Origin of the sequence: Bacillus sp. V5-8f, from assembly GCF_002863565.1 — a bacterium.
GTDB lineage: Bacteria > Bacillota > Bacilli > Bacillales > DSM-1321 > Peribacillus.
The window spans coordinates 235,411-253,450 of the sequence record NZ_PGUW01000004.1; the positions used below are offsets into that span (position 1 = coordinate 235,411).

The window sequence follows — 18,040 nt, forward strand, 5'->3', positions numbered from 1 at the left end:
AAATGAATACAAAAGCTATGTTGCTGCTGACTATTTTTAGTGTGGCATTTGCATTAGCTGGCTGCGATCCCGGGCACGGAACGAATAACGAAGAAATAAATAAAGGGGAAACCGGATATATCACTGACGTGGCTGATGCGAAAGAAGTGTTGATTAAAACCACCTATTACAAAGTATCAGAAAACACGTCGATTAAAGATTCAAATGGCGAAAAACTAAAAATAAGCGATTTGAAAATAGGGATGAAGGCTAAGGTCTGGTATGCAGGGGAAATGGAAGAATCGCTTCCAGGCCATGCAAATGCAAGGCTGATAATTATCCAGAAAGATGACGAAAGCTTGCAAGAACAGAACGTTGTGTCTTCCGTAATCTCAAATATCCAGGAAGGGGAAAACCAGCGTTTTTTTGTCTGGAAGCTGACATATCTTGCTGATGAACGGGCCTACCAGCTGGAAATGATGAGTCGTTCCAATTTGGATAGCTCTTTCACAGTGACGGTGGATGAAACATCATATAAAGTTTTATATAAGGAGTAAAAGGCTTTCAGCTTTTTAAAGGGAACAGGGGCGGTTTCTTACACATTTTTGCCCTTGTTTTGTTTTTACTTTTTATAGTTTTATAGGGTCCTTGCACCGAGATAACGCGGTCCCCAATATGTATTATTAAGGTATGCGATGGTTACTCATTTGGATGAAGTGGCGCTAATGAATTGTCTATTGCCGATGTAAATTCCAACATGGGATACACCTGATTTGTTAGAAGAAGTGTCAAAAAATACGAGGTCCCCTACAGATGGTGCCGATACTTTAATCCTACATTTGTATACAAGGATACGGACGTTGTAGGCAAGGTGATTCCCTGCGAGCTTTGGAATACATAATAGATAAATCCGGAGCAGTCAAAGCAACAGCGGTCGCGGCAATCCATTTTTTCATTATACAACTCGTCCTCCTAGTACATCCATCAATCTCTTATATTAATATCCTACAATGTTTTTTATCTGCGTTATGTGTCATTTTCTTTACAAAAGACAGAAAAATAGAATTATCACAAGACCTCTTGCCAAACCTCTGATTGTTGCCGCATTTCATGTAATTTCATCGTATTTGTTTAAATAAAAGAAATATTTTTCCAAAAATAACTTCAGATAATCTCAGCCAAAAATGGAATTTGTGCGGAAATCAGGTTAAAATGTTGAATTTTGCAGTGAAATTTCCATTGAACACGAACGTGTATTCGATTAAGATATGGGTATAATAAAAACGAACATACATTCTAGGGAGAGGAGGGGCGCAATGGTCGATTACACCACGATGCCAAAGCACCAGATTCTATGCATTGACATGAAGAGTTTCTATGCAAGCTGTTCCGCTGTCATGCTCGGCCTTGATCCCCTCGAATGCCATTTGGCTGTCATCGCCAACAAAGACCGCTCCGGCAGTGTCGTGCTGGCCGCATCCCCGAAGCTAAAAAAAGATTTCGGCATCAAAACCGGGTCGCGGATGTTCGAGATTCCGGATGATCCCCGGATTATATTGGCGGAACCTAAAATGGCCACTTATTTGCGGATATCCACTGAAATCACCCGGCTGTTTAATCGCTATGTCCCAAAGGAAGCAATTCACGTGTACAGCGTAGATGAAAGTTTTTTGAAGGTGGATGGCGCCCACCCTTTGTGGGGCGATGCCCGCACCATTGCCGCAAAAATCAGGGATGAGATCGAACGTGAATTCCAGCTTCCCTGCGCGATCGGAATTGGGCCAAACATGCTTTTGGCAAAGCTTTGTCTTGATTTGGAGGCCAAAAAGAAGGGGATTGCCGAATGGACATACGAGGATGTGAAGACGAAGCTCTGGCCGATTTCACCGCTTAGTGAAATGTGGGGAATTGGCAGGCGGGTGCAGAAAACGCTGAATGGGATGGGCATTTTCACCGTGGGGCAATTAGCCAACTACAGCCTTGAAAAACTCGAAGCCAAATTCGGGATTATGGGAAACCAGCTTTATTACCATGCCTGGGGCATAGACATGTCCGATATTGGCGCCCCGATTATGGAGGGGCAGATCAGCTTTGGAAAAAGCCAGATCTTGCTTCGGGATTACAAAGAAGAAGCGGAAATAAAGCACGTGATCCTGGAAATGTGCGAGGAGGTGGCAAGGAGGGCGCGCGCCCACCGGAAAGCGGGACGCACTGTCAGCCTTGGGATCGGTTACAGCCAGGAGGAATTTGGCGGCGGCTTTCATCGCTCCAGGTCAGTTGAAGAGCCGACAAATATTACAATGGATGTGTACAGGATATGTCTTGAACTGTTTAAGGAAAACTATATGCCCAAAACAGTCAGAAGCATTTCCATCACACTTTCAAACATTACCGATGATAATGAGATGCAGCTCACGCTGTTTGACCCGTTACGCTGGAAAAGAAGGAAGCTGGGTTATACTGTGGATGGTATTCGCCGCAAGCATGGTTCAAAGGCGCTGCTTAGGGCCGTGTCCTACACGGAGGCTGGAACCGCTCTCCATCGGACCAAGCTAGTTGGCGGACATAAGGCATAGGCGCGCGAATTTAAAATTTGGCGGGCATTGGCCTGCGGCGTGCAGGACTGGCCGGAAATACACTTGTCGAGCTTGCACAGGATGTCACCAAAAAATCAAAGATTTTTTTGGTTGCGAAGTGGTGATTCCTGGAAGCCTTCCTTGTGCTGACGTTGACGTTTGCCACAGGACAAGGAACACTGCGGAAGCGATACATCGCACGAAGGAAAGCGATAGCTTTTCGAGCACGTGGCAGAAGTTAGTCGACGTTCATTACAAAAGGGCGCTTCCGCTTTTCTAATAAGGAGGGACTTAACCAATGATTCGGGATCGGGGACGCATCAAATGGACATCAATGATGCTGCCTGAGCACGTAAAGCTGCTGCGTGATTGGGCCGAGGAGGATACCTATGAAGAAAGGAAGGAGTTGGACGAACAGCAGCTGGAAGAAATGAATATGGCAATCGGCGAGGCCATGGAAACCGGCTCAGCCGTTTTGATCACCTACTATAAAAACCGCCGGCACCAGCTATTGATTGGCACGATCCATTATTATAATGAGGTACAGCAAAAGCTACATGTTGTAGATCGGTTCGACGAGCCCCATTATGTCCGTATCTCTGACATTGTTGATGTGCGCTCTGCAGGAGACGTAATGTAGGACCCTGTGGTGAGCAGCACGTCCTTAAGAAAACTCGCCGACGTTGGCGAGTTTCCTTGCGAGATGCACGTTTTTGCAAGTACCATTATTCTTGTCCGTCTTCTTTGATAACGCGGACCTTTGACTCAAACTTGCCTTTATGTGAGCCGTCACAGAATGGCTTGTTTTGGGACAAACCGCAGCGGCATAAAGAGAAAGTTGGCTTCGTTTGAAAAACGTTGCCCTCCCCATCGAGCAGCTCGACATCTCCTGTAATCCTCAGCGAACCATTATCATTTACTTTGATTTGAACCTTCGACATCCTAAATTCCTCCTCATTATGCTTATATCACACATTATTATCCTAATCGCAGAAGTATTCATTTTCAAATATTTTCTAAAAAATAAGCGGTAATCAAAAAAGTTAACAGGATGAAAGTCGTTCGGTATAATAAGATTCTCCGATACTAGTACGCGAAATAGAAAGGGAATCGCACAATGAAAATAGAATGGACTGAACAAGCAATCAATAAAATTTCCGATAAAATCAAGGAAAAACAGGGGCATATCACGTTAAACTATGATACGGACGGATGCGGGTGTGTCGTGAACGGAGTAACAAACCTTTCATTTACGGATAGCCATGAACCCGACCATGAAAAAATAGAGACGAACTTTCTGCCAGTTTTTCTGGATAAAACAAAAATGATTTTCATGGATGAAGCTATGAAAATTGATTTTGTACCTGAAGTAAACACCTTTCAGCTGAAAAGCCCAAATGGGGTTCTGAATCCGCGTATGAGCTTTTTTGACAGGACGGAAGGGTGATCAGGGGAGGGCCATTTCAATGGCCCGTCTGTTCGGTGAGTTGTGGAAAAACCAGTTTGTTCAGGAAACTATCAATAACTTTTTCATATTCCTGGCTGTTTTCATTATAAGAATGGGCGTGGGCGCCGTTGGCAGCTATAAATAGCTGCTTGGGGCCTTCTTTTTCTTTGTATAGCTCCTCTGTCATAGAGGCTGGAATAAAATCGTCAAGCTCGCTATGGATGAACAATACCGGCTTTTTTATGTTTTTTATAAAGGAAATTGGCGATATGTCCTTCACTCGAAAACCGCCGCGGAGCTTCACAAAGGCAGCGCCGATCGGCAGTACCATCCAGGCTGGCAGCGGAACCTCCCTTTTTAGCTGATGCTTGATCTGGGCTTCAAAATCTGAAAAAGGGCAGTCCGCCACATAAAAATCGGCCCCGTCCTCGATTGTCCCGGCGTAAAGCAAAACAGTGGCGGCCCCCATTGATTCGCCGTGGATTCCAAGGGTGATATCATTGCCTTTTCTACGTTTTAACTCATCTACGACTGCTTTTAGGTCGAATTTTTCAAAATGGCCGTAGCTGCTAGTAAGGCCCCCGGATTCCCCATGTCGACGGTGATCATAAATAACAGCATTAAACCCGCGCTGCAAAAAAATGTTCATATATTTAATCGAATTGATTTTATTCTCCGTAACGCCGTGGCAAATGATTATCCATTTTTTCGAGTGGTGGGGCTCGGCAAAGACACATTTTAAATGATAACCAGACGGGGATGAAACCCAAATCTCTTCTTTTGGAAGCTTATCATAATCAGAAATGATAAACCGATTGGCTGCGATTTCCCGGTTCCGCACCAACTCTACGTCTTTCTTTTTCATGAAAAGTATCCTTTGGGAGAAATACATGCCTACAGCAACGATATAAGCAAAAAGGGTCCCAGCAATAACAAGCCATTTCTTCATGTGAATCCTCCATTTCTATGAAGTTGTTTCTGTATTTTACCATTTATGGAAGGCTGGATGCACACCCTTCCGCGGCAAATTGCAAAAAGTGAGGGCAATGCGTGATATAATAAAGATAAGTAAATGGGGAGGATATAAAAATGAAAAAGAAGCAGCAAAAAAATAGTAATCGCCATTATCAATCACCAAAAAAGGAAGATGACTCGTTGAAGCTTGGGGATCTTCTCGGTGGGGAGATCATGGACCGGCTTCGCGAAACACAAAAGCAGCTTTCTGACGCGGAAGCGAAGAAAAAAGCCGCTGAGGAAGCTAGAAAAAAAGAAGAGCGAAGATTAAAAGAGAAAAATAAATCTTTTGAAGAATTGCTAAATGAAAGCGGAATGGATTGGAAAAAATTTAAGTGAATATAAATGTAATGCTCCCTGTAACAATAACGTCGGCATCAATCGTCCGGTACGCCAGAGCTGTAATTGGTCGACTCAAAGCTACAGTTTCTATAATAACGCGGTTAGTAGTGCTTGTACGTCAAGCTTAGACATTCATGTATGTTGCAAATTTTATACATTCTTTTATTACAATAAGGGAACCATCTACCTACGTAGGAAATGGAATGGTTCCCTTATTTGCACGTTATTCCCGGTGTGCCTCATAAACGCCCGCTTTTGTCAGCTTTTTCAGCAGGGTCAATTCTTCTTCGGAAAGCGGCTTAGCGCTTGTAGCGCGGCAATTTTCTCGGAGTTGTTCAATTGAACTTGCCCCAGGGATAACTGCCCCCACAGCCGGATGTGATAAGACATACTGGATCGCAGTCTCGTTCAAACGCCTAGGAGCAAGCCTGTCCTTCAATGCAAGCAATAAATCCTTGAGATCTTCATAGCTATAATCTAAATAGCCATTCTCTTTGTTAGCTTTTTCAAGCATTTTATCGCTAAGAACACCTTTAGCTATAGGGCCTCTGGCAATGACGTGGATATTGTTTTCCATTAGAAGCGGCATCCATTCCTCCGGGCGCCGGTCAAGCAGGCTATACTGCATCATTACCGAAACGATCGATGATTTTTTTGCATATTGTTTGATGACGTTTGGACGAATGGAAGAAATTCCGTAATAGCGGATTAATCCCTCTTTCTTCAAGTCTTCAAACGCACCGATGGTTTCTTCTATATTGTCGTCCGATGTTCCGCCGTGAAGCTGATACAGGTCGATATAATCTGTCTCTAGCCGCTTCAGGCTATCTTTAACTGCGTTCTTTATGTACTCGGCCGACGGATCCCAGCCCCAACCGTCTTTTGATTCGTTCCAGCGGTTACCAACCTTTGTGGCAATGACGACCTGATCCCGGACTGATTTAAGGGTTTTGCCGACAATTTCTTCATTACGGCCGAAATCGTATAAATCTGCTGTATCGAAGTAATTGATCCCTTCGTCCAAGGCGGCGTTGATGATAGTAGCTGCTTGTTTCTCATCCGTTCCAAGAGACATGCATCCCAAGCCAATTTCCGAAACGGACAAATTGGAATTGCCCAGTTTTCTTTTTTTCAAACGTTTCGCTCCCTTTCGTGCTGGATTTTATATCATTGTATAGCAGGAAGGGCTCCAGCACAAAGGATACAGCCTTCTGCCTGATGGCTTGAATAACTAATTTCTTGAACAAACAAATTCGGTTTTAGATCCCGCAGCCGGAATTATTTTATCCGCTTTAATATTGGCAACAGTGTGTGTCCATTTACGTCGCGGACCCAATCATTTACATAAGTATACTTTGTCTCGAATTGTTTAAGCTTTTGCTTGATTTCCCAAGCCTTGCCGGCCATTATGATCCCATTATCGAACACATATACCTTCACAAACATGACCTCCCAATATATTAAATAAACATATCAGCCAACAAGATGCCTCACGCGGTGAAGTTCCTCAGTATTATGGTAAAATGTATGAACAAATATCCTTACATTAGAACAGGGAGGGTACAAATGAAGAAATTTGAGGAAAAAACCCTATCGTCAGAAAAAATATTTGAAGGAAAAGTGATCAGTCTGCAGGTTGATGAAGTGGAGCTTCCTGACGGAAACAGAAGCAAACGGGAGATCATCAAGCATCCCGGAGCGGTCGCTGTCATTGCAGTAACAAATGAAAATAAGATCGTAATGGTTGAGCAGTATAGAAAAGCATTGGAACGCAGCCTTGTTGAAATACCAGCAGGAAAGCTTGAAAAAGGGGAAGATCCGGTTGATTCTGCGTGCCGCGAGCTTGAGGAAGAAACTGGATATGGTTGTGAAAGCATGCAGCACATCACTTCTTTTTATACGTCACCGGGCTTTGCCGATGAAATTGTCCATCTATATTTTGCGCGAGGCATCCAAAAAAAACAAAACGCAGCTAGTGTTGATGAAGACGAATTTGTCGAGGTGTATGAACTTTCGCTTGAAGAGGCAGAGCAATATATGGAGGAAGGAAAAATCCGGGACGCAAAGACCGCTTATGCCGTTCAATATTTGCAGCTTAGAAAGGCGCTGGGATATTAAATGAATTTTTATTATGCCGATTTACATATTCATATCGGCAGAACCAAGACAGGAAAGGCTGTAAAAATTACAGGTGCAAAAACATTAACTCTCGAGAAATTGCTTAAGGTATCGCATGAACAAAAGGGACTTGATATGGTCGGGGTCATTGATTGCCATTCACCGGAAGTGATAGAAGAAATCGAGCAGTTGATTTCAAAGGGCGACGTCACGGAGGATACGGAAGGCGGCCTTCATTATGGGACAACCGCGTTCATACCTGGATCTGAAATTGAAATTTATGATAATAACTGCAAGGGGCCAATCCATGTGCTGGCCTATTTTCCGACACTTTCTGGCATAAAGGATTTTTCAAGATGGATGAGCGGCTTTGTTACGAACATCAATTTGAGCTCCCAAAGGATTTACTGTGATGCAAAAACGCTACAGCAGAAAGTGAAGCAGCATAGTGGCCTTTTTATTCCTGCGCATGTTTTCACTCCTTTTAAAAGCCTGTATGGAAAGGGTGTCACCAAGAGCCTTGAAGAGGTATTTGATCCCAATCTTATTGACGGAATTGAGCTCGGGCTTAGTGCGGATACGGAAATGGCCCAGAACATAGACGAGTTGAACCGTTTTACATTTTTAACAAATTCCGATGCGCACTCCCTAAACAAAATTGCAAGGGAGTATCAGGAGTTGAAGCTTGAAAAACCGAATTTCCGCGAGCTTGAAAAGGCATTAAAAGAAATAGACCGCAGGAAGATCGCTGCTAACTTTGGCTTAAATCCTCGACTGGGCAAGTACCATCGCACCGTTTGCCAGGCATGTTTACATCCGGTTGACAAGGCGGACGGAATCTGTCCGGAATGTGGAAGCGAAAAGTTCGTCAAAGGTGTTTCCAGTCGGATCAAGGAACTTTCAGATTCGGCTTCTTTAGTAGAAAAAAGGGAGCGCCCCCCTTATATCCATCAAGTGCCGCTAGAGTTCATCCCTGGATTAGGGCCGAAATCAATGGAGCGGCTGCTGGATGCCTTTGGAACAGAAATGAATATACTCCACCGTGTAAGTCTGGAGAAACTGAAGCAAGTCGTGCCAGAAAAAATTGCCGGCTTTATCGATTTAGCAAGAACAGGCAAGATGGCATTCAAAGAGGGTGGAGGCGGAAGATACGGAAGAGTTACAGCAGAATAAGAACCGGATTGTGGACCGGACGGATTTATCCAAAAACTAAAATAAACTTGCCAGCTTTTTGTCAAACAGTTTTTTTCTTTGTTTAAGCCTGGTTGTTAAAACAAAAAATAAAAAAGCAAGAAAATCTGTACAAGGAGCTGGTGATATGAAAGAGCAACAGGGCAACACACCTAAAAAGAGTGCAGGAGCTATTCGGAATGATGTATTTAATCGAGAAGAATTGAATAATGCACATGTCCAGCGTGGAACATCAACGGATCAAACCGGTGAAGATATGATTGATGGGGACAATTTAATGGCGAGAACATAAGAGAATCTCGTAATTGTAAAAGAGGGCAGCCTATGACCGGGCTGCCTTCTGTTGTTGTCATACCCAGTGGAACCGATGAAAACATCCCTTTCTTCGCGGTGAAATTGTGTGCGCAGATTTTTCAGCTCTATAAATCTTGTAACCAAAATGATAGTCATAAATAGCCCTCCTAAACATAGAATCTAGTAATGACAAGCGGGAGGATATAAGATGAAAAAAAGGTCTGCCATACAAAATGCTGCAAAAAAACATATCACCGAACATTCCTCATTATATGTTTTCATAACCGTGTTGTTTTTAATGGGTGTCATATTTGGGGCCGTGCTGGTAAATAGTCTAAGCTTTACGCAAAAAGAGGATTTATTTTATTATCTGTCCCGTTTTTTCGGACAGGTTTCACAAGGGAAAGTAGCCTCGGATCATGAAATGTTTATGACAAGCCTAGCTCATAATGTAAAATATATCGGGTTCATTTGGATATTAGGAATCTCTATCATTGGTTTGCCGGTTATTCTCGTTTTACTTTTTTTAAAAGGTATGGTCGTGGGTTTTACGGTGGGATTCCTGGTCAACCAGATGGGATGGAACGGCTTTTTACTAGCGTTCGTTTCCATCCTTCCGCAAAATATTTTTATCGTCCCCATTTTTATTATCATTGCGGCAATGTCTGTGTCGTTATCGATAAAAATGATCCGCAGGGTTTTATTAAAACAGGTACGTGAGCCGTTAAAGCCTATCATTTCGCGATACATCTTGTCCCTTGCCGTTTCTATCGTATTCCTTTCGGCAGCAGGAGCGATTGAGGCATACATGTCACCGGCTCTCATGAAAAGTGTTGTCAGCTTCCTTGGGAAATAGGTTTCAGAGGACAACATGAGCGTTGCATCGCACGAGAAATTCAGCTTTTCGAGGGTCTCATCACAAAAATCAAAGATTTTTTGACTGAGAAAACTTTCGCCGAAAACATTATCTGGTGACGTGAACGATGCTGCATGCTGTAGCGGGGTTAGTCGATATTCTTTACCTAAAAATGTTTTTTTTTACTATAAGAAAAATATAACTTGGCAGCTCTGGTGTTAGACGACGTAGCGGCGCCAAGTTTAGGAATAAAGTAGAACACAGGCTAATAACGCCACATCCCCATGTCTTCGCCTGTTTGACCCAGATCCTCACAAAGCTACTGCTTTATTTCTGCGATATAATGCTGCCGAAGCCTTCCTTGTCCTGTGCGCCTAACTACCCGTGTGACTTCGCCTTTACAAGGCTTGCCAATCGGCGAGTTTTCTAACGTTGTAACAATTGTATTTTGACAGTTTTCCCTCTTTTGTTATAATAATATAGATAGTGGCGCGGGAGGGAAAAGGTATGGAAAGCAGAATTGATAGAATAAAGAAACAGTTGCACTCGTCAAGCTATAAACTCACACCCCAGCGGGAAGCAACCGTCCGCGTTTTACTTGAGCATGAAGAGGATCACCTAAGCGCAGAAGACGTTTACCTCCTTGTCAAAGAAAAGTCGCCGGAAATAGGTTTGGCAACTGTATATCGTACACTAGAATTGCTTACCGAATTAAAAATAGTAGATAAAATAAATTTTGGAGATGGAGTGTCCCGATACGATTTAAGGCAGGAAGGAGCCGCCCACTTCCACCACCATCTAGTGTGCATCGAATGCGGTGCGGTTGATGAAATTCAAGATGACCTGCTTGAAGACGTGGAGGCCATCGTGGAACGGGATTGGAACTTCAAGATAAAGGACCATCGATTAACATTCCATGGGATCTGCCACAGATGCCAGGAAAAAATACAGGATGACGATGAATGATTACATAACCTTTTCCATGCGGAAGAGGTTTTTATTTATATAATCATCTTTTTCTTACTCCATTTCTTTCGGTAGTATGTATAAATCTTGTCCGAGCTGGCATAGATTGAAAGAAGAGAAGGTACGCACGAAACAGTATAAATATCGGAATACCAGAAATAGGGAGGGAAAAAGATGAGTTCTCCTTTTAAGGCAGTAGTCCACACAGTGAAAGTTTTCATTCTCTTCGTGGGCTTTACTGTTCTTTTTTACATCGGAATGATATGGTTGAACAGAGAGTATGAAAACTATCATCGGTATGAAGAGCCTAAGGGAGCGGCAATAAAGGTAACAAAAGCTGTGGAATCCAGCAGTGATTCCTGGTTTGACCGATTGATGCTTCTGTATCTAAATGGGGAGTAATGTTAATGGAAGACCAATTAAGAGATTTTATTCATTTTTTAACGGTGGAAAAGGGTTTGGCAAAAAATACGTTAATTTCTTATGAGCGTGATTTAAAATCCTATATGGCCTATTCAAGGAATGTGGAGCAGCTCACCTCCTGGAATGAATGCAGGCGGGTGCATATCATCCATTTTTTATCTCATTTAAAGGACCAGGGGAAATCGTCAAAAACGCTCGCACGCCATATCGCATCCATCAGGTCCTTTCATCAATTTCTGATTCGGGAAAAAGTGTGTGACCAAGACCCATCGGTTCATATCGAAACGCCGCAGGCAGAGCGGAGCCTTCCAAAGGTGTTAAGCATGGAGGAGGTTGAAGCTTTGCTTGAGGCACCTAAATTGAAGGATGAGTATGGTTTGAGGGATAAAGCAATGCTCGAACTCCTTTATGCGACAGGCATGCGGGTCAGCGAGCTTATTAACCTGGATGTTGGTGACATACATGCAACAATGGGATTTGTACGCTGCATAGGAAAAGGAAATAAGGAACGGATCATTCCAATTGGGAAAACGGCATTACATGCAATCGAACAGTATTTAAATAAGGGCAGGGGAAAGTTTGCTTCAGGCAGCAAAAAGACCGAGTCCCTTTTTTTAAATCATCATGGAAACAGGCTAACCAGGCAAGGCTTTTGGAAAATTTTAAAAAAGCTGGCCAAGGACGCACGTATTGAAAAAGAACTGACCCCTCATACGTTAAGACATTCGTTCGCAACCCATTTATTGATGAATGGCGCAGACCTTCGCGCCGTACAAGAAATGCTTGGCCATGCGGATATCTCAACAACCCAGATCTACACGCACGTGACAAATGTTCGGTTGAAGGAAGTGTATTCTAAGTTCCATCCACGTGCCTGAAACAATAGATTAATAGACCGTAAAGCAGCTGGCAAAAGAGTGAGTAATTAAAATTGTCTTTTCGGCCAGCTTTTTACATTTATTTTGTCGTTGAATCACAATTTATATTTGTCACGACGAAATTAAATTGTTTACAATATAGTTGTCAGACTTCTGACTTTTCGTTAGTTTACATATGTTTTAAAGGTTATTTGGGTTTTTTGGGGGTAAAATGAAACATTATAGAAGAAGAATTGAATACATAGGAGGGACAAACATGCAGGAAAATTCTCGTTTTAAAAGAATATTTTTAATTGTGATGGACTCTGTTGGAATCGGGGAGGCGCCAGATGCCGACTTATTTGGCGATGAGGGCTCCGACACCCTTGGGCATATCGCTGAGAAAATGAATGGATTGAATATGCCCAATCTAGGAAAAATGGGACTCAGTAATATCCGTGAAATAAAAGGGATTGAAAAGGCCGTTCAGCCAACCGCCTATTATACGAAGATGAAAGAGGCTTCCAGAGGGAAGGATACGATGACCGGACATTGGGAGATTATGGGGTTAAATATCAGCACACCGTTCAAGACATTCCCCAATGGATTTCCGGAACTACTGATTCAGGAACTGCAGGGAAAAACGGGTAGAAGCATCATTGGCAACAAGCCGGCAAGCGGTACGGAAATTATTGAAGAGCTTGGCGCGACACATATGGAGACTGGTGCGTTGATTGTATATACGTCTGCTGACTCGGTCCTGCAGATTGCCGCGCATGAAGAAATTGTCCCTTTAGAAGAATTATATAAAATATGTGAAATTGCGCGCGAGATCACAATGGCTGATGAATTCAAGGTTGGCCGCGTCATCGCGCGTCCATTTGTCGGTGAACCAGGGAACTTTAAGAGAACTGCAAACCGGCATGATTATGCTTTGAAGCCATTCGGCAGAACGGTCATGAATGAGTTGAAGGATGCGGGCTATGACATTCTGGCAATTGGTAAAATCTCCGATATATATGATGGTGAAGGTGTGACAGAGTCATTCCGGACGGTTTCCAATATGGATGGCATGGAGAAGCTGCTTCAAACAATCGATATGAACTTTACCGGGTTAAGCTTTTTGAATCTTGTTGATTTCGATGCCTTATATGGCCATCGCCGTGATCCACAAGGATATGGCGAGGCACTCGAGGAATTTGATGCCAGAATCCCTGAGGTACTAGGAAAATTAACAGATGAAGATTTATTGATAATTACTGCCGACCATGGAAACGACCCAGTTCATCCTGGTACGGACCATACACGTGAATATGTGCCGTTGCTTGTGTATTCCAAACGTTTTGGAGAGGGCAAAGAAATTCCTATCCGGGACACTTTCGCTGATGTCGGGGCAACTGTTGCAGCCAATTTTAATGTAAAAATGCCTTCTTTCGGCAAAAGCATTTTTGGAGATATGAAATAAGGAGAAAAATAATATGTTTGAGAAATTAAAAACTGCAGCTTCATTTATTGAAGGAAAGCTTAATGGCAAGCAGCCGGAAATAGGCCTGATTTTAGGATCCGGCCTGGGTGTGCTTGCTGACGAGATTGAAAATCCAGTGAAAATACCTTATCAAGATATTCCAGAGTTTCCGGTTTCAACAGTTGAAGGCCATGCTGGCCAGTTGGTCATTGGGCAGCTTAGTGGCAAATTGGTTGTGGCGATGCAGGGAAGGTTCCATTTCTATGAGGGCTATTCTATGGATAAAGTCACGTTTCCGGTACGGGTAATGAAGTTACTCGGTGTCGAGACGCTTATTGTTACGAATGCGGCAGGCGGCGTAAATGAAAGTTTTCAAGCCGGTGATCTAATGCTCATCACCGACCACATTAATAATACTGGGACAAATCCGTTGATCGGGCCGAATGATGAGCGTTTTGGCCCGCGTTTTCCAGATCTGTCGGAAGCCTACAGCAGGAATTTGCAAGCTATTGCTAAAAGGGTAGCAGAAAAATTGAATATTGACTTAAAAGAAGGAGTTTATGTGGGAAATTCCGGACCAACCTATGAAACTCCATCTGAAGTAAAGCTGGCTAGAATACTGGGTGGAGATGCGGTTGGAATGTCAACCGTACCGGAAGTCATTGTTGCAAGGCACTCAGCAATCAAGGTTCTAGGTATTTCTTGCATCACAAACATGGCAGCTGGAATTCTCGATCAACCGCTTTCCCATGAAGAAGTGATTGAAACCACGGAAAAGGTAAAATCCAGCTTTTTAAGCTTCATTAAAGAAATCGTCCACGAAATCTAAAATTACAAATTGGGTGAATACCTCCACAAAGGGTGATTGAAATGAGAATGGTTGATTTAATCGAAAAAAAACGCGACGGCTTGGAGTTATCAGCGGAGGAAATCAAGTTTATCATTGCGGGGTTTACGAATGGCTCCATCCCGGATTATCAAATGAGCGCCCTTTCGATGGCCATTTTTTTTAAGGGGATGACGGAAAAGGAACGTGCCGACTTAACGATGGCAATGGTTGAATCCGGTGATCAAATAGACCTATCCGCCATAGAGGGAATAAAGGTGGATAAACACAGCACCGGGGGAGTTGGTGATACGACTACCCTGGTGCTTGGCCCGCTTGTTGCTGCCGTAGGTGTACCCGTGGCCAAGATGTCAGGCCGCGGCCTCGGCCATACAGGAGGGACCATTGATAAATTGGAGTCCGTTTCCGGTTTCCATGTTGAAATTGAAAAGGAACAATTTATTGATTTGGTAAACCAAAACAAGCTTGCTGTCATTGGCCAAAGCGGGAATTTGACGCCGGCGGATAAGAAGCTTTATGCCTTGCGCGATGTAACCGCTACTGTGGATAATATCGCACTGATCGCAAGCTCCATTATGAGCAAGAAGATTGCTGCCGGTGCGGATGCCATCGTTCTTGATGTTAAAACAGGTGCTGGGGCATTCATGAAAACCCTTGAGGATTCGGAGGAGCTGGCCAGGGCGATGGTAAACATCGGAAACAATGTTGGCCGCAACACGATGGCTGTGATCTCTGATATGAGCCAGCCGCTTGGTTATGCAATAGGAAACGCACTCGAGGTAGAAGAAGCAATCAATACGCTTAAGGGAGAAGGCCCCCAAGACCTGACCGAGTTATCTCTCACACTAGGAAGCCATATGGTACTGCTAGGCAAAAAGGCAAAAAGCCTGACAGAGGCCCGCTCCTTACTCGAACAATCTATTCAAGACGGTTCAGCTTTGCGTGCTTTCAAGGTATTCCTTGAGGCCCAGGGAGGGGACGCGGCTGTTGTAGATGATCCTTCTAGATTGCCTCAAGCAAAATTTACCTTTGAGCTTCAAGCAAAACAAGATGGGTTTGTTTCAGAAATCGTAGCGGACGAGGTCGGTACGGCTGCCATGCTGCTTGGGGCAGGACGTGCGACAAAGGATTCTGTCATCGACCTGGCGGTAGGACTGGTTTTGCGGAAGAAAATTGGCGATGAAGTGAAAGCAGGTGAATCTTTAGTTACGATTTACAGTAATTTCGAAAACGTTGAAGAAGTAAAGGAAAAACTGTACCAAAACATTCTGGTTTCAAGTGAGAGAGTCGAAAAGCCAACTCTAATTTATAAAGAAATCATGGCATAATGACCTAATGAAAGCTGATTCAGCGGAGATACCTCCGGTTGAATCAGCTTTTTTTGCGTAAAGCAGAACACTCGATAACTCTGCCAAAATTCTTATTTTTTGCCTATTTGCACCCCATCCTTCCACCCAGAAATCAGCCCCGCCGTTTTCTCATACGTTCTTGGCTTCATTATTTCTTTAAGGCCTAAGCGTTCCACATAAAAACACCGTGGTGTTTTTGGTATTTTTCGAAAGCCGCAAATCGAAATGAGCGAGCTATAAACTCGAATTTATTATTGCATTCGCCAAATGGTTTAAATTAATTCTCTTTTTTTATGACCAAATCTGTATAAATTTGGCTCCGCTGGAAATGCTGTTAGCAGTATCGTATAGCAGTGGTTTTTCCTGCTGTTTCTGATTGTCAAATGGACTTATCCTTGCCGGCAGCTAGCGCCAATATCAGAAGCGTGCCGGAAGAAAGTCGTGCATTCAATAGGAGGGGTTTGTATGAAGAAGCGCTTTCTTATATTTTGCTTCTCAATAGTGGTTGCTGCAAGTACGGCTGTTCCACGAGTGGACGCCGCAGAGAAAAAGGGGGTTGATCTGGCTGAAAATGCGAGATCTGCAATCTTAATCGAACGAGATACGGGGGCTGTTTTGTATGAAAAGAATTCGAATCAGGAACTCCCTCCCGCAAGCATGACAAAGATTATGACGATGCTCTTGATTATGGATGCATTGGATAAAGGTGAGCTGAAATATACCGAGAAAGTACGTACGAGTGAATATGCGGCCTCAATGGGAGGATCACAAATATTCCTCGAGCCGGGCGAAGAGATGACCGTTGAGCAGATGATGAAGGGGATTGCAATCGGATCTGGCAATGATGCATCTGTTGCAATGGCTGAAAAAATTGCAGGGTCACACGAGGAATTCGTGGACAGAATGAATGAAAAAGCAGCTGAATTGGGATTGAAACATACAAAATTCCAAAATGCCACCGGTCTTCCGGTTGATGACCATTATAGCACGGCACATGATATGGCAATCATGGCGAAAGAGTTGCTTAAATACGACGATATTACACGCTTCACAGGCACGTATGAGGCATATTTGCGTGAAGATAGCGACAAAAAGTTCTGGCTGGTGAATACGAACAGACTCGTTAAATTCTATCCAGGTGTTGACGGCCTGAAGACAGGATTTACGAATGAAGCCAAGTACTGCCTGACCGCAACCGCTAAAAAAGGTGATATGAGGGTTATTGCTGTAGTCATGGGCGCCCCGACACCGAAAGAGAGAAACGCACAAGTAACAAAAATGTTGGATTACGCTTTTTCGCAATATGTAACACACCCTATTTATAAACGGGGAGTTGCCTTGAAGTCTGTCAAGGTAAACAAAGGAAACAGGAAAACAGTCACTGGTATAACGAGCGAGCCAATATCCCTTTTAACAAAAAGAGGGGGTAATGCAAAGGATTATACTAAAACGATCAAAATGGATAACAACTTGAACGCCCCGATCAAGAAGGGCGATAGGATTGGGACTTTCACGGTAATGAAAGATGGCAAGATATTGGTAAGTTCACCGATTATCGCAAAGGAAAACGTCGATAAAGCAAGCTGGTGGGAAATGTTTAAGCGTTCATTTGGTATGTTTACTCAAACTAAATAAGTTAAACCAACTGTACATTGATATTTAATGTAGTTATTTTTTAGCTCATTTATGCCCCAACTACATGGACTAAGGAAAAAGCGAGCTTTCTCTTGGTCCTGCAGCTGCAGTAACCTTTCCCTTTCAGCTATGCTGACAGGCATGTGAAACCCTTGGTTTCACATGAATGAGCCAAATATAATGTATCAGCATTTATAAGATTGCTGTCAAATAACATGAAACCGGAACTATTTTCGGCGAATGGCCACTAGTTTTGTCGCTAGGAAGGAAATTGCAGCGGAAAAAGCGAATTTGACTCATTATACGACAGATAAGGAGGCTGTATATAGTGAGTCTTGCTATTGATATGGAAGCCAAACATGATGTCCTCTGCATCCGGTTGAATGGGGAGCTGGACCATCACACAGCTGAACAATTGAAAAATCTCGCAAGTGCAGCGATTCAAAAGGAAGGCATTAAACATATCATCTTGAATCTTGAAGGGCTTTCTTTTATGGATAGCTCCGGGCTCGGAGTGATTCTGGGGCGTTATAAGCAAATCAAACAGAACCACGGTGAAATGGTTGTCTGCGCAATCTCGCCATCAGTAAAGCGATTATTTGAAATGTCAGGATTGTTCAAGATTGTTAAACTAGAACTTTCCGAGGAAAACGCTTTACAAAGATTGGGGGTTGCGTAGAG

At 43.3% G+C, this 18,040-nt stretch carries 23 protein-coding genes; 17 read left to right on the top strand and 6 right to left on the bottom strand.

The window, feature by feature from the left end; genetic code table 11:
- The first annotated feature begins 2 nt into the window (after nt 1-2).
- Nucleotides 3-536 carry a DUF3221 domain-containing protein gene (locus CUU64_RS05130; protein ID WP_101632199.1) on the top strand — a complete coding sequence of 178 codons (534 nt, stop codon included), beginning with the start codon at nt 3-5 and terminating at the stop codon, nt 534-536.
- Nucleotides 537-682: 146 nt separating this feature from the next.
- On the opposite strand, the gene CUU64_RS05135 is transcribed toward CUU64_RS05130, so the two are convergent.
- Together CUU64_RS05135 and CUU64_RS22900 are read right to left on the bottom strand one after the other, a co-directional pair.
- Nucleotides 683-832: an NlpC/P60 family protein gene (locus CUU64_RS05135; RefSeq protein WP_308302341.1), complete on the bottom strand. Its 150-nt coding sequence runs from the start codon at nt 830-832 to the stop codon at nt 683-685.
- Entirely contained in the window at nt 787-927 is a 141-nt protein-coding gene (locus CUU64_RS22900; RefSeq protein ID WP_308302342.1) for an NlpC/P60 family protein, read from the bottom strand. The genes CUU64_RS05135 and CUU64_RS22900 overlap by 46 nt, the downstream gene beginning before the upstream one ends.
- 368 nt (nt 928-1,295) lie before the next feature.
- Here CUU64_RS22900 and CUU64_RS05140 point away from each other — a divergent pair, with 368 nt between their 5' ends.
- Together CUU64_RS05140 and CUU64_RS05145 are read left to right on the top strand one after the other, a co-directional pair.
- Nucleotides 1,296-2,555, top strand: coding sequence for a Y-family DNA polymerase (locus CUU64_RS05140; protein WP_101632200.1), 1,260 nt, complete (start codon nt 1,296-1,298; stop codon nt 2,553-2,555).
- Nucleotides 2,556-2,853: 298 nt separating this feature from the next.
- Nucleotides 2,854-3,195, top strand: a complete 342-nt coding sequence (locus CUU64_RS05145; RefSeq protein WP_101632201.1) for a YolD-like family protein — start codon at nt 2,854-2,856, stop codon at nt 3,193-3,195.
- An 85-nt stretch (nt 3,196-3,280) separates the two neighbouring features.
- Here CUU64_RS05145 and CUU64_RS05150 read toward each other — a convergent pair whose 3' ends face one another.
- Nucleotides 3,281-3,496, bottom strand: coding sequence for a CDGSH iron-sulfur domain-containing protein (locus CUU64_RS05150; RefSeq protein ID WP_101632202.1), 216 nt, complete (start codon nt 3,494-3,496; stop codon nt 3,281-3,283).
- A 176-nt stretch (nt 3,497-3,672) separates the two neighbouring features.
- Between CUU64_RS05150 and CUU64_RS05155 the strand changes: the two genes are divergently transcribed.
- Entirely contained in the window at nt 3,673-4,002 is a 330-nt protein-coding gene (locus tag CUU64_RS05155; protein ID WP_101632203.1) for an iron-sulfur cluster biosynthesis family protein, read from the top strand.
- A 16-nt stretch (nt 4,003-4,018) separates the two neighbouring features.
- On the opposite strand, the gene CUU64_RS05160 is transcribed toward CUU64_RS05155, so the two are convergent.
- Nucleotides 4,019-4,951: an alpha/beta hydrolase gene (locus tag CUU64_RS05160; RefSeq protein ID WP_101632204.1), complete on the bottom strand. Its 933-nt coding sequence runs from the start codon at nt 4,949-4,951 to the stop codon at nt 4,019-4,021.
- A 140-nt stretch (nt 4,952-5,091) separates the two neighbouring features.
- Here CUU64_RS05160 and CUU64_RS05165 point away from each other — a divergent pair, with 140 nt between their 5' ends.
- On the top strand, nt 5,092-5,355 hold the full coding sequence (locus CUU64_RS05165; protein ID WP_101632205.1) for a YqkE family protein: 264 nt from the start codon (nt 5,092-5,094) through the stop codon (nt 5,353-5,355).
- 226 nt (nt 5,356-5,581) lie between these two features.
- Here CUU64_RS05165 and CUU64_RS05170 read toward each other — a convergent pair whose 3' ends face one another.
- On the bottom strand, nt 5,582-6,493 hold the full coding sequence (locus CUU64_RS05170; RefSeq protein ID WP_101632206.1) for an aldo/keto reductase: 912 nt from the start codon (nt 6,491-6,493) through the stop codon (nt 5,582-5,584).
- Nucleotides 6,494-6,636: 143 nt separating this feature from the next.
- Nucleotides 6,637-6,798 (bottom strand): Z-ring formation inhibitor MciZ, encoded by a 162-nt coding sequence (mciZ, locus tag CUU64_RS05175; protein ID WP_101632207.1) that lies wholly within the window; start codon nt 6,796-6,798, stop codon nt 6,637-6,639.
- A gap of 126 nt (nt 6,799-6,924) precedes the next feature.
- Between mciZ and CUU64_RS05180 the strand changes: the two genes are divergently transcribed.
- The 12 genes from CUU64_RS05180 to spoIIAA all read left to right on the top strand — a co-directional run bounded on the left by CUU64_RS05180 (nt 6,925) and on the right by spoIIAA (nt 18,038).
- On the top strand, nt 6,925-7,476 hold the full coding sequence (locus CUU64_RS05180) for an NUDIX hydrolase (protein ID WP_101632208.1): 552 nt from the start codon (nt 6,925-6,927) through the stop codon (nt 7,474-7,476).
- A complete protein-coding gene (locus CUU64_RS05185) occupies nt 7,477-8,649 on the top strand; it encodes an endonuclease Q family protein (RefSeq protein ID WP_101632209.1) in 1,173 nt (390 codons plus the stop codon).
- Nucleotides 8,650-8,794: 145 nt separating this feature from the next.
- Nucleotides 8,795-8,959, top strand: coding sequence for a hypothetical protein (locus CUU64_RS21860; protein WP_180954467.1), 165 nt, complete (start codon nt 8,795-8,797; stop codon nt 8,957-8,959).
- 210 nt (nt 8,960-9,169) lie between these two features.
- Nucleotides 9,170-9,817 carry a stage II sporulation protein M gene (gene spoIIM, locus CUU64_RS05190; RefSeq protein WP_101632210.1) on the top strand — a complete coding sequence of 216 codons (648 nt, stop codon included), beginning with the start codon at nt 9,170-9,172 and terminating at the stop codon, nt 9,815-9,817.
- A 507-nt stretch (nt 9,818-10,324) separates the two neighbouring features.
- A complete protein-coding gene (gene fur, locus CUU64_RS05195; protein ID WP_101632211.1) occupies nt 10,325-10,783 on the top strand; it encodes a ferric iron uptake transcriptional regulator in 459 nt (152 codons plus the stop codon).
- Nucleotides 10,784-10,957: 174 nt separating this feature from the next.
- A complete protein-coding gene (locus tag CUU64_RS05200) occupies nt 10,958-11,185 on the top strand; it encodes a YqzK family protein (protein ID WP_101632212.1) in 228 nt (75 codons plus the stop codon).
- Between the two features lie 5 nt (nt 11,186-11,190).
- Nucleotides 11,191-12,084: a site-specific tyrosine recombinase XerD gene (xerD, locus tag CUU64_RS05205; protein WP_101632213.1), complete on the top strand. Its 894-nt coding sequence runs from the start codon at nt 11,191-11,193 to the stop codon at nt 12,082-12,084.
- Between the two features lie 256 nt (nt 12,085-12,340).
- Nucleotides 12,341-13,528, top strand: a complete 1,188-nt coding sequence (gene deoB / locus CUU64_RS05210) for a phosphopentomutase (RefSeq protein WP_101632214.1) — start codon at nt 12,341-12,343, stop codon at nt 13,526-13,528.
- Nucleotides 13,529-13,541: 13 nt separating this feature from the next.
- On the top strand, nt 13,542-14,357 hold the full coding sequence (locus tag CUU64_RS05215) for a purine-nucleoside phosphorylase (protein WP_101632215.1): 816 nt from the start codon (nt 13,542-13,544) through the stop codon (nt 14,355-14,357).
- A gap of 41 nt (nt 14,358-14,398) precedes the next feature.
- Nucleotides 14,399-15,703 (top strand): pyrimidine-nucleoside phosphorylase, encoded by a 1,305-nt coding sequence (locus tag CUU64_RS05220; RefSeq protein ID WP_101632216.1) that lies wholly within the window; start codon nt 14,399-14,401, stop codon nt 15,701-15,703.
- Nucleotides 15,704-16,189: 486 nt separating this feature from the next.
- Nucleotides 16,190-17,359 carry a D-alanyl-D-alanine carboxypeptidase family protein gene (locus CUU64_RS05225; protein ID WP_101632217.1) on the top strand — a complete coding sequence of 390 codons (1,170 nt, stop codon included), beginning with the start codon at nt 16,190-16,192 and terminating at the stop codon, nt 17,357-17,359.
- A 328-nt stretch (nt 17,360-17,687) separates the two neighbouring features.
- Nucleotides 17,688-18,038 (top strand): anti-sigma F factor antagonist, encoded by a 351-nt coding sequence (spoIIAA, locus tag CUU64_RS05230; RefSeq protein WP_101632218.1) that lies wholly within the window; start codon nt 17,688-17,690, stop codon nt 18,036-18,038.
- The last annotated feature ends 2 nt before the right edge of the window (nt 18,039-18,040 follow it).

Coding starts and splice junctions, on each gene's coding strand:
- CUU64_RS05130 (WP_101632199.1), top strand. CDS start 3: ATGAATACAAAAGCTATGTTGCTGCTGACTATTTTTAGTGTGGCATTT.
- CUU64_RS22900 (WP_308302342.1), bottom strand. CDS start 927: ATGGATTGCCGCGACCGCTGTTGCTTTGACTGCTCCGGATTTATCTAT.
- CUU64_RS05140 (WP_101632200.1), top strand. CDS start 1,296: ATGGTCGATTACACCACGATGCCAAAGCACCAGATTCTATGCATTGAC.
- CUU64_RS05145 (WP_101632201.1), top strand. CDS start 2,854: ATGATTCGGGATCGGGGACGCATCAAATGGACATCAATGATGCTGCCT.
- CUU64_RS05150 (WP_101632202.1), bottom strand. CDS start 3,496: ATGTCGAAGGTTCAAATCAAAGTAAATGATAATGGTTCGCTGAGGATT.
- CUU64_RS05155 (WP_101632203.1), top strand. CDS start 3,673: ATGAAAATAGAATGGACTGAACAAGCAATCAATAAAATTTCCGATAAA.
- CUU64_RS05160 (WP_101632204.1), bottom strand. CDS start 4,951: ATGAAGAAATGGCTTGTTATTGCTGGGACCCTTTTTGCTTATATCGTT.
- CUU64_RS05165 (WP_101632205.1), top strand. CDS start 5,092: ATGAAAAAGAAGCAGCAAAAAAATAGTAATCGCCATTATCAATCACCA.
- CUU64_RS05180 (WP_101632208.1), top strand. CDS start 6,925: ATGAAGAAATTTGAGGAAAAAACCCTATCGTCAGAAAAAATATTTGAA.
- CUU64_RS05185 (WP_101632209.1), top strand. CDS start 7,477: ATGAATTTTTATTATGCCGATTTACATATTCATATCGGCAGAACCAAG.
- CUU64_RS21860 (WP_180954467.1), top strand. CDS start 8,795: ATGAAAGAGCAACAGGGCAACACACCTAAAAAGAGTGCAGGAGCTATT.
- spoIIM (WP_101632210.1), top strand. CDS start 9,170: ATGAAAAAAAGGTCTGCCATACAAAATGCTGCAAAAAAACATATCACC.
- fur (WP_101632211.1), top strand. CDS start 10,325: ATGGAAAGCAGAATTGATAGAATAAAGAAACAGTTGCACTCGTCAAGC.
- CUU64_RS05200 (WP_101632212.1), top strand. CDS start 10,958: ATGAGTTCTCCTTTTAAGGCAGTAGTCCACACAGTGAAAGTTTTCATT.
- xerD (WP_101632213.1), top strand. CDS start 11,191: ATGGAAGACCAATTAAGAGATTTTATTCATTTTTTAACGGTGGAAAAG.
- deoB (WP_101632214.1), top strand. CDS start 12,341: ATGCAGGAAAATTCTCGTTTTAAAAGAATATTTTTAATTGTGATGGAC.
- CUU64_RS05215 (WP_101632215.1), top strand. CDS start 13,542: ATGTTTGAGAAATTAAAAACTGCAGCTTCATTTATTGAAGGAAAGCTT.
- CUU64_RS05220 (WP_101632216.1), top strand. CDS start 14,399: ATGAGAATGGTTGATTTAATCGAAAAAAAACGCGACGGCTTGGAGTTA.
- CUU64_RS05225 (WP_101632217.1), top strand. CDS start 16,190: ATGAAGAAGCGCTTTCTTATATTTTGCTTCTCAATAGTGGTTGCTGCA.